Genomic DNA, 10,442 nt, shown 5'->3' on the forward strand with positions numbered 1-10,442 from the left:
GAACGGGGATGCGCTGCCCCCGAGGCTGAGACGGAAGACTGGGCACGCTCGGTTGGCTTTTTCCTGTCGAACCTGCGCGCACGCGGCCGGATCAGGGCGAAGCTGCGTGCATCGTCCGGGATCTGCGTTGAATGACCTTGCCATCGACCGCCCCGACGGCCGGTCCCTGACGCAGGGCGGATGATCGGGAGCCGCACCCATCTGTCCGAGTGCCAGGGGGCCGCTTGTCCACGGCCTGCCGACGGCGGACGGGGCGGATGCCGGGCTTTCGCCCGCCAGGACGAGAGCATGGGTTGCGCGAGACCGCGACGGGAGCGGGGACGCTTCCCCGCCGACGGTCCCGGCTACCGCAAATCCACCCGAGAAGCGCGGTCCTCCAGCGCGTCCAGCACGGCGTCCACTCCCAGGCGCGGCAGCCGGGACAGCAGGCGGCCGCGCTTGGGGGCGAAGCGGCGGGGGCGGGCGCGGTCGCCGGCGAGGTCGCGGACCAGTTCCTCGACCGTCGCGAAACCATCGATCAGGCCGGCCTCCAGCGCCTGTTCCCCCAGCATGAAGCCGCCGTCGAAGACGGCTTCCTCCGCCGCGGTCAGCCGGCGGCCGCGGCGGGTGCGCACCCAGTCCTTGAAGCGGGCGTGCAGGCGCTCCATCAGGTCCTTGGCGAAGGCCACGTCCTCCGGCTTTTCCGGCGTGAACGGGTCGAGCCGTCGCTTGTTCGCGCCGGCGGTGTACAGCCGCCGCTCGATCCCCACCCGGCGCAGCAGGTCGGGGAAGCCGAACCCGCCGCCGACCACGCCGATGGACCCGACGACGCTCATGGGATTGGCGTGGATCTCATCGGCGGCGCAGGCCAGCCAGTAGCCGCCCGAGGCGCCCACTTCGCCGATCACCGCGTGGACCCGCACGCCCGCGCGATCGGCATGGGCGCGGATCATCCCCGCGATCAGGTCGGACTGAACCGGCGACCCGCCAGGACTTTCGATGTCCAGGATGACCGGGCGGCCAGAGGCGGCGGCGAAGGCCTTTTCGATCAGCGGGCGCGCGGCATCGGCGCTCAGCGTCCCCGGCCTGGTGGCGATGACCCCGTGCAAGACCACCACGCTCAGGCGCGGGCGCCGCCATGGCAGAAGGCTGGTGCCGCTCATGCGCCCGTCAGCCCCGCGCGGATCTCGGCCAGTCCGCGCAGGGCGGTGCCGTCGGTGCCGAAATTGGCGGAATCCAGCCAGCCCAGCAGCGCGTCGCGGCAAAGCGGCCATTCGTTTCCGACAATACTATACCAGTCCGTATCGCGCTGGCGGCCCTTGGTCACCATGTGCATCCGATGCCGCCCCTCATAGATGAATCCCAGCCGTTCCGCCGCGCGGCGCGACGGTTCGTTCAGCGCGTTGCACTTCCATACCAGACGCCGATAGCCAAGATCATCCGCGACCAGCTTCAACAGCAGGAAAATCGACTCGGTCGCCGCCCGGGTCCGCTGCATGCGGGGGCTGAACCAGATGTTACCGACCTCCACCGCCGCGTTCTTCGGCTGGATGTCGATCAGCGACAGCCAGCCCGAGACCTCCCCGGTCGTGACGGGCCGCGCGGCCCAGGCGATCCGGTCCTGCTGGGCGGCCATGTCCATGACCTCTTTCGCCAGCGCCTCCTGCGAGGCGAAAGGGCCGTAGCTCAGGTATGTCCAGCTCGACTCGGCGTTCTGCGCGGCGGCCCAGAGTTCCGGCACGTGCCTGGGGTGCAGGGGCTCCAGCGACACGTAACGGCCGCGAATCGGAACCCGAGCGGGGACGGGTCGCGGGGTCGTGTCGACAGGCGGCCCAACGGGCGACGAATTGACGGAAGGCATAGCGAGGTCCCTCGTTTCGTGGTTTATCGTTCCCTGACGGCGGACCGCGATGGTCTTCCGATTCCCTGGCCGGTCACCAGGATCCACGCGACTCTGTATAGGGGGATATCGATGTTTCGTAGAGTTCTTCTGGCCGCGGCCATCTCGGTCGCCTTCGTCTCTGCCGCATCCGCGGCCACGATCAATTACACCGCCAAGCTCTCCGGCGCTCGGGAAGTGCCGAAGACCGACAGCAAGGGGACCGGCTCGTTCAAGGGCAGCCTGGACACGACGAGCAAGGTGCTGACCTACACGCTGACCTTCGACAAGCTCACCGGGCCCGCCACCGTGGCGCATCTGCATGGCCCGGCCGCCCGCAACGCGAACGCCGGCGTGATGGTGCCGCTGGGCGACAAGAACCCGACCAGCCCGGTCACCGGCACGGCCACGCTGACCGACGACCAGATCAAGGCGCTGCAGGGCGGCAAGGTCTATGTGAACGTCCATACCGCCGCCAATCCGAGCGGCGAGATCCGCGGCCAAGTCTATCACGCGCGCAAGCACGCGGCCGCCGCTGCGAAGAAAACCGCGAGCTAGGTCCTGAGCGGATCATGATGTCCGCCGCCGGCCGGACCCGGCCTGACCACGGGTCCGGCCGGCGGGACGCGACGCGCAATCAAATCCCTATCCGAACGACCTCGGCGCGCGTATAGACACGATATGACGTCCGGCAACGGGACGCATACAGGAGGAAACGCATGATACGCCGCCGCACCCTGCTGGCTGCTTCGGCAGCCGCGCTCGCCGCGCCTGCCATCGTGGAGAAGGCCAACGCGCAGTCCGCCTTCGACTGGAAGCAGTTCAAAGGCCAGAGCATCGAGGTCAACTTCCAGTTGTCGCCGCGCGGCGACCTGATCAAGCGCTCGCTTCCCCGGTTCGAGGAGATGACGGGCATCCGGGTCGGGTTCGAGCAGATCCCCGAACAGCAGCAGCGTCCGAAAGTGGCGATGGAAATGGCGACGGGCCATCCCAGCTTCGACGTCGTCAACGTGGGCATGCACGTGCAGAAGCGGCTGGTGGAGCGGGCCGGCTGGATGGCGGACCTGCGGCCGTTCATCGCCGACAAGGGACTGAGCAACCCGGACCTGGACATGGCCGATTTCAGCGCGGCCTCCATGGCCGTGGCGAGCCAGTCCGACGGCAAGATCAACGTCATGCCGAACAACCAGGACCTGTTCATCCTGTTCTATAACAAGGAGCTTCTGGCCGCGAAGGGCTTCAACGCGCCGCCCAGGACCTATGACGAGCTTTATACGATGGCGAAGGCGCTCACCGACCCTTCGAAGCAGGTGTACGGCTTCGTCGGCCGCGGCCTGAAGAACGCCAATGTCGCGCTGTGGGACAACATCCTGCTGGGCTGGAACCAGGACACCGTCACGCCGGACGGAAAGAAGCTGCTGACCGACACGCCGGAAGCGATCGCGGCGGCGACATGGTACCAGAAGATCATGCGGGACTGCGGACCGCCGGGCAATATCGGTTTCAATTGGAACGAATGCCAGACGACCTTCATGCAGGGCCGTGGCGCGATGTGGTGGGACGGCATCGGCTTCTCGGCGCCGCTTCTGGATAAGACGAAGTCCAAGGTCGTCGACAAGGTCGGCTTCGCCCCCGTCCCCGCCGGCCCCAAGGCGCAGCTTTGCGCGACTTATATCGAGGGCATCGGCATACCGGCGCAGGCGAAGAACAAGAAGGCGGCGTGGCTGTTCCTGCAATGGGCGACCGGCAAGGAACTGCTGGGCGAAACGCTGCGCACGGGTTCGGGCACGCCCGCCCGTATGTCCGTCTATACGCGCACCGACATCATCGAAAAGAGCGCTTTCCCGAAAGAATGGTTTGAAACGACAGCGACCAGCCTGAAGATGGCACGCAACGGTCTGCCGACGATCGTGCCGGTGACGGAATTCCGTGATGCGATCGGCGTGGGCCTGACCAACATCGTCGGCGGCGCCGATCCGGCGTCGGAGCTGAAGAAAGCGACCGCGGCATTCCAGCCGGTTCTGGACAAGTCGAACGAGACCTGACGCGCCGCCGTCCGGTTCCGTCCAGGCCAGTCCAGCCTCCCCGGGCAGCCCCTGGTCGCGCAAGAAGCCGGACGGCGCATCGCTTTTTTCGTTGTCCTAATGGATAACAATCCCGTAATTTTGAACCCGTGCCCCTTGCTCCGGGGCACGGACCGGGTCGAAGCGGCCGAAACAGGCCGCGAAACCCAAAAGGAAACGTACGGGAAGGCCAAACACATGGGTACCAGCGCAACTCACACGAGCAGCGTGGCGGCCGCGAAGCGCCCGATGACCTCCAACGAGAAGAAGATCATCTTCGCATCCTCGCTTGGCACTGTTTTCGAATGGTATGACTTTTACTTGTACGGGTCGCTGGCGGTCGTCATCGGCGCCAAGTTCTTCGGGCAGTTCGACGAGACCACGCGCAACATCTTCGCGCTGCTGGCCTTCGCCGCCGGCTTCCTGGTGCGCCCGTTCGGTGCGCTGGTGTTCGGGCGCATCGGCGACCTGGTCGGACGGAAATACACCTTCCTGGTCACGATCCTGATCATGGGGTCGTCCACCTTCATCGTGGGCGTCCTGCCGACGTCGCAAAGCATCGGCATCACCGCGGCGATCATCCTGATCTCGCTTCGCATCCTGCAGGGCCTGGCGCTGGGCGGCGAGTATGGCGGCGCGGCGACCTATGTCGCCGAACACGCGCCCGCCGGACGGCGCGGCTTCTACACAAGCTGGATCCAGACGACGGCGACGCTGGGCCTGTTCCTGTCGCTGCTGGTGATCCTGTCAACCCAGTCGTCGATGTCCAGCGCGGATTTCCAGGCCTGGGGCTGGCGCATTCCCTTCCTGGTGTCGATCATCCTGCTGGGCGTATCGGTGTGGATACGCCTGCAGCTTAGCGAAAGCCCCGCCTTCCTGAAGATGAAGGCCGAGGGCAGGCACTCCAAGGCGCCGCTGTCCGAGGCGTTCGGGCAATGGGCCAACGCGAAATGGGCGATCCTGGCGCTGCTGGGCCTGGTCGCCGGCCAGGCGGTGGTCTGGTATTCGGGGCAGTTCTACGCGCTGTTCTTCCTGACCTCGACGCTGAAGGTCGACGGCTACACGGGCAACCTGCTCGTGGCCTGGTCGCTGGCGATCGGCAGCGGCGGCTTCATCCTGTTCGGCTGGCTGTCGGACAAGATCGGGCGCAAGCCGATCATCCTGGGCGGCTGCATCCTGGCGGCGCTGACCTACTTCCCGACCTTCCGCTACATCGCGGACACGGCCAACCCCGCCTTGTCGCATGCGCATGAGAGCGTGAAGGTCGTCGTGGTCGCGGACCCGAACGACTGCTCCTTCCAGTTCAACCCGACGGGCCTGTCGAAATTCACCACCTCCTGCGATATCGCGAAAGGATCGCTGTCGCGGGCTTCGGTGACCTACTCGCAGGAAGACGCGGCGGCGGGCACGCCGGCCTCGGTCAAGATCGGCGACAAGACGCTGGACCCGAAGACGGGGACCTTCGCCAAGGACCTGGCGGACGCGCTGACCGCCGTCGGCTATCCGGCGGCGGCGAACCCGTCGGTGGTCAAGATGGCCAACCCGTTCGACATCTTCCGCCCGCAACCGTTCACCCTGGTGCTGATCCTGGCCTACCTCGTGGTGCTGGTGACCATGGTCTACGGCCCGATCGCGGCAGCGCTGGTGGAACTGTTCCCGACCCGCATCCGCTACACCTCGATGTCGCTGCCGTATCACATCGGCAATGGCTGGTTCGGCGGCCTGCTGCCCGCGACGGTGTTCGCGATGAACGCGCAAAGCGGGAGCCTCTATTTCGGGCTGTGGTACCCGGTGGCGATCGCTGCCGGCACGGCGGTGATCGGATTGCTGTTCCTGCCGGAGACGAAGGACCGGGACATCTTCGCGGGGGATTCGTCCGTCCATCCGGGCGATACGGTCGTGGAGTTCGATCCGAACGCCGCCGATTACTGACGGAACGCCGCGGCACTCTGTAACGGAAAGCAACGCACCCTTGTCGGAGGCACGTACGGCCCCACTCTGAGGCGAGATCGCTTGCCCACCGCCTGAGAAGGAGGTCCTATGCCTTTGACGAGACGATTGATGGTTCTGTCCACGGCCTTGATCGGCGGCGGGGCCGTGGCCCTACCCGTCTATGCCCAAACGGCCTCCGCCCGCACGGCGGCGCCGCCGACGCGGGTGCGCGGCACGATCGAGAGCGTCAACGCCGGAACCGTCGTCGTGAAGACCCGTGGCGGCGCGACGACGTCGGTGAAGCTCGGCGACAAGACCACCTATGGCTGGGTGGTCCCGATCTCGATCAGCGCCGTCAAGACCGGCGCCTATATCGGGACCGCTGCGCTGAGCGAGCCGGACGGGTCGCTGAAGGCGCTGGAGATCCACGTGTTCCCCGCGTCCATGCGCGGCGCCGGCGAGGGCCATCGCGGCTGGGACCTGGGCGCCAACAGCAGCATGACCAACGGCACGATCGGCTCCGTCACCAATGTCGACGGACGCACGCTGAAGCTGACCTACAAAGGCGGCGAGCAGACCGTACATGTGCCGCCCAAGACGCCGATCGTGACGTTCGAGCCGGCAACGGCGGCCGAGGTGCTGAAACCGGGGAGTCACGCCTTCATCCTGGCCGCCCAGGCGCCGGACGGGAGCCTGACGGCCCTGTCGGTGCGCGCCGGCAAACACGGGTCCGTGCCCCCGATGTAGGCGAAACCGCCGCGAGCCTCCCGCAGCGGCAGCCCGACTACAGCATCTGGTCCATGGACTTGGCCGGTTCCTCGCTGTCGGCCACGCGCACGATCTTCGCCGGCACGCCGGCGACGGTCGCGTGCGGCGGGACCGGCTTCAGGACGACGGACCCGGCCGCGATGCGGGCATGGGCTCCGACCTCGATATTGCCCAGGACCTTGGCCGCGGCTCCGATGACGACGCCCTGGCGGATCTTGGGATGCCGGTCGCCCGCGTCTTTCCCCGTGCCGCCCAGCGTGACGCCTTGCAGCATGGAGACGTTGTCGCCGACCTCGGCCGTCTCACCCACCACCAGGCCGGTCGCGTGGTCGAGGAAGATCCCATGGCCGAACTTCGCCGCCGGGTGGATATCGGTCTGAAAGATCTCCGACGACCGGCTTTGCAGGTACAGGGCGAAGTCCCGCTCCCCATGGTGCCACAGCCAGTGGTTCAGCCGGTGCGCCTGGATGGCGTGGAACCCCTTGAAATACAGCATCGGCTCCAGCAGGCGGGAGCAGGCCGGGTCGCGGTCGAGTACCGCCGTGATGTCGGCCTTCGCCGCCTCCACGATGCACGGGTCGTCGGCGCAGGCCTTGCTGAAGGCCTGGACGATCAAGGGCAGCGACACGACGTCGTTGCGCATCCGCACGGCGACCCGGTGGAAGACCGCAGTCTCGAAGCTGGGCTGGTTCAGGATGCTGTCGAAGAACAAGGAGGCGAGCTTGGGCTCGCGCTCATAGGCTTCCTCGGCCTCGGCGCGCAGCCGCGCCCACAAGGCGTCGGTGATCGCGGCTGACTCCGCTTGGGGAACCAGCGTCAGGCGGCACGGGTTCGGGCGCAACATGGACATGGTTCCAACGATGGGTTGTTCGCCACACATGTTCGGTTTCGCCGGCCGTTCGTCAACTCCCTTTCCAACTTTTCCTTAACGACCGGTCGAAAACCGTGGCCGCCATGCCCTACCGCTCGACTTCGGAATCGATGACGGCGCCGAACAGGGCCACGAAGGACGACAGCCACAGCCAGGTCAGCATGACGACCACGCCGCCCAGGGAGCCATACGTCTTGTCGTAGCTGCTGAAGTGGCTGACATAGATGCTGAAGCCCAGGGAGCCGATCAGCCACAGGACGGTGGCGATCAGCGCGCCCGGCGAGATCCACCGCCATTGCGCCGATTTGCGGTCGGGTCCGTAGTAATACAGGACCGCCAGGCCCGCCAGGACCACGCCGATCAGAAGCGGCCACTGCACGATCAGCAGCACCCAACTGGTGAACGACCCCAGCCCGACCGCCTTCACCACGACCGGGAGCACGCCGACCAGTGCGATCGTCACGGTGCCGCCGATCAGAACGAACAGCGTCAGGGCGATCGCGATCAGGTTCAGCCTGACGAAGCCGCGCGTCTCCTTCTCTCCATAGGCGAGGTCCAGGGCGTTGATCATCCCGCTCATGCCGCGGGAGGCGCTCCAGAGCGCCAGCAGCAACGCCAGGGCCGCGCTGATGCTGAGCGCGTTGGCGGAGGTGGTGACGAGTTGGTGCAGCTCCGACCCGATCATGGCGGCGCTGTCCGGGGGCAGGATGCGCGCGAGGGCGGCCACCTGCCGCTCCACCTGGACCGGGTCGAGCAGCAGGCCGTAGATCGACACCAGCGCGGCCAGGCCGGGGAACAGGGCAACCAGGATGGCATAGGTGACGCCGCCGGCGGCGAGAAAGATGTTGTTGTCGTTCACCTGCGTCCAGGACCGCTTCATGATGCGGAACCAGCCCCGCGGGGAGATGCGCCAGGGACTGGTTGGGGAACCGGGCCGCGCGGCAAGGGTGCCAGCCTCCCCGGGCGAGCGGGGAGTCGCGGCGGCGAGATCGTCTTTCAGGCGATTGAGGCGGTCCGATGCGCTCACGCCGTGACCCTCTGGTTCCATCTCTACACGGGACGCGGCGCGCCGCGGCGGGTGAGAGGAAAACGAGCGGACGACATTTCGGTTCCGTCCAGGACGGCGGCGGGATCTTGCCATCGTCTCAACGGGCTCAGCCTGCCTGTCCGCACGGCCCGCTGCCTCGACCTTCCTTGGCCTTGACCCCCTTCCCCGTCGCCCTCACCCCGTCACGGCCATCGCCGTCCGTTCCGCCCAGTCAGCGATCCCCTCCACGTCCGGCGGCAGGACGTTCGGCGTCCCACCCAGGAACGCCTCCAGGTCCGGCAGCAGTGCCCGCCGCACCGCGACCAGCACCACGGCGCCGGAACAGACCGCCTCGGCGATCTCCGCCCGCAGGCCGTCGCCCTCGGCCTCGGTATGGCCGAAGCGATTGACCGCGATCACGGCCGGGCACCGTTCGATCGTCTGGCGCAGCCAGACCGCCGCCTCGGCCAGCGCGTCGGGGTCGAGGATGCAATCCCGAGCGCCCGGCCCCCTCGGGCGGTCGAGGCGGAGGGTGCGGCCGGTTTCGACGTGATCGATCCAGAGACTGGGCTTGCGCCCGGAATCGGGCCCGCCGACGCGCTGGGCGAGGCCGCCGACGGACACGCCGCGCTGGCGCAGCAGCGCGATCGCCGGGTTCAGCACCTGTCCGGCATCGGCCGGCGGATCATAGACCAGCACGCCGATCCGGCCCGCGGGGGAAGCGAACGGAGGCACTCTCGGCAAGGCGGCTTCGTTGCTCATGCAGTCGTCTCTTCCGGCCGGGCTTGACGCCTGATTCTGCATCTTTCGCGCGTGCCGTATAGCCCCGCTATTCGGATAGCAGCCGGTACCGCTTGCCGTCGAACCGAGCGAGACGCATGCTCTTCATCGGACGGTAGTCGGTTGGGCTGGTGCCGATCTTGATGCCGGGCAGAACCATGTCGAGCCGCGTGGTCGCGGGCAGATGGGTCGCGGCGTTCAGGATGTTCTCCCGCGACAGGTCGTTGCCTGCCTGTTTCAGGACCACGACCAGGGCCTGCGCCATGTTGTAGCCATAGGGCCACATGGCGTTCGTCGGATCGCTTTCGGGCGCGTATTTCGCCCGCCAGGCCTGGTACGCCTTCATGCCGGGGTCGTCGGCCCAGGCGGGATCGGTCGGGTCCTTCAGGTATTGCGCGGTGACGATGCCGACGGACTTGTCGAGCCCCGCCGTCTCCAGCGCCGGCTGCACCGAGGAACCGTTGGAATCGATCAGGTGCAGCGGATGCCAGTCGATATCCGCCACCTTGCGGATCGCCATGGCCGCGAACTTGGGCGTGCTGGCGTCGAACAGCACATCCGCGCCGGCGGCCTGGAGCTGGAGGACCTGGGAATCGATCGTCGGGTCGGTGATCTCATAGGACATCGACTTGACGACCATCTTGTCATACGCCGCACCCAACGCGTCCTTCAGGCCGGCGACGTAATCCTTGCCCAGGTCGTCGTTCTGATACAGCACCCCGATCCGCGCGTTCGGCTTTTCCTTCAGGACGTACCGGCCCAGCATCTCCCCTTCCAGGCGGTAGCTGGGCTGGAACGGGATACCCCATTTCAGCTCTTCCGTGTGCGTCACGAACAGGGAGGCGCCCGACCCCAGCCAGATATCGGGGATTTTTTTGCTATTGTAATATTTGCGGATGGCGGCGTTGGGCGCGGTGCCGATTGTCTGGAACAGGAAGGCGACCTGGTCCTCCTCGACCAGCTTGCGGACGACTTCCATGCTCTTGGGCGGGCTGTAGCCGTCATCCAGGGCGATCAGGACGATCTTGCGGCCATTGATGCCGCCCTGGTCGTTGATCATCTTGAAGTAGTCGGATTCGGCCGTGGATATCTGCCCATAGATGCTGGCCGGCCCGCTGAACGGCGCATTCTGGCCGATCCTGA

The 10,442-nt window shown here is 66.7% G+C and carries 10 protein-coding genes; 4 read left to right on the forward strand and 6 right to left on the reverse strand.

All coding sequences use genetic code 11. The features are described 5' to 3' along the window. Window positions 1-344 precede the first annotated feature (344 nt). On the reverse strand, window positions 345-1,142 hold the full coding sequence (locus VHB27_RS08475; protein WP_325599222.1) for a S49 family peptidase: 798 nt from the start codon (window positions 1,140-1,142) through the stop codon (window positions 345-347). Then, window positions 1,139-1,750, reverse strand: a complete 612-nt coding sequence (locus VHB27_RS08480; RefSeq protein ID WP_325599224.1) for a GNAT family N-acetyltransferase — start codon at window positions 1,748-1,750, stop codon at window positions 1,139-1,141. Before VHB27_RS08480 ends, VHB27_RS08475 begins: the two co-directional genes overlap by 4 nt. A gap of 201 nt (window positions 1,751-1,951) precedes the next feature. On the opposite strand from VHB27_RS08480, the gene VHB27_RS08485 reads away from it, so the two are divergent. The 4 genes from VHB27_RS08485 (at window position 1,952) to VHB27_RS08500 (ending at window position 6,600) form a co-directional block, all read left to right on the forward strand. Beyond that, a complete protein-coding gene (locus VHB27_RS08485; protein ID WP_325599226.1) occupies window positions 1,952-2,416 on the forward strand; it encodes a CHRD domain-containing protein in 465 nt (154 codons plus the stop codon). Window positions 2,417-2,577: 161 nt separating this feature from the next. Further along, a complete protein-coding gene (locus VHB27_RS08490; protein WP_325599228.1) occupies window positions 2,578-3,903 on the forward strand; it encodes an ABC transporter substrate-binding protein in 1,326 nt (441 codons plus the stop codon). A 216-nt stretch (window positions 3,904-4,119) separates the two neighbouring features. Then, window positions 4,120-5,853, forward strand: coding sequence for an MFS transporter (locus tag VHB27_RS08495; RefSeq protein ID WP_325599230.1), 1,734 nt, complete (start codon window positions 4,120-4,122; stop codon window positions 5,851-5,853). 129 nt (window positions 5,854-5,982) lie between these two features. After that, window positions 5,983-6,600 (forward strand): DUF5666 domain-containing protein, encoded by a 618-nt coding sequence (locus VHB27_RS08500; protein WP_325599232.1) that lies wholly within the window; start codon window positions 5,983-5,985, stop codon window positions 6,598-6,600. A gap of 37 nt (window positions 6,601-6,637) precedes the next feature. Here VHB27_RS08500 and cysE read toward each other — a convergent pair whose 3' ends face one another. From cysE to VHB27_RS08520, 4 genes are all read right to left on the reverse strand, one after another. Further along, a complete protein-coding gene (cysE, locus tag VHB27_RS08505) occupies window positions 6,638-7,465 on the reverse strand; it encodes a serine O-acetyltransferase (protein WP_325599234.1) in 828 nt (275 codons plus the stop codon). A 115-nt stretch (window positions 7,466-7,580) separates the two neighbouring features. Continuing rightward, entirely contained in the window at window positions 7,581-8,519 is a 939-nt protein-coding gene (locus VHB27_RS08510; RefSeq protein ID WP_325599236.1) for a YihY/virulence factor BrkB family protein, read from the reverse strand. Between the two features lie 195 nt (window positions 8,520-8,714). Then, complete coding sequence (locus VHB27_RS08515) at window positions 8,715-9,281, reverse strand: DUF2478 domain-containing protein (RefSeq protein ID WP_325599238.1); 567 nt, start codon at window positions 9,279-9,281, stop codon at window positions 8,715-8,717. A gap of 67 nt (window positions 9,282-9,348) precedes the next feature. Further along, window positions 9,349-10,442, reverse strand: a 1,094-nt coding sequence (locus tag VHB27_RS08520; RefSeq protein WP_325599240.1) for an ABC transporter substrate-binding protein, incomplete at its 5' end; no start/stop codon positions are given.

It is taken from the genome of Rhodopila sp., assembly GCF_035548235.1.
Lineage (GTDB): Bacteria > Pseudomonadota > Alphaproteobacteria > Acetobacterales > Acetobacteraceae > Rhodopila.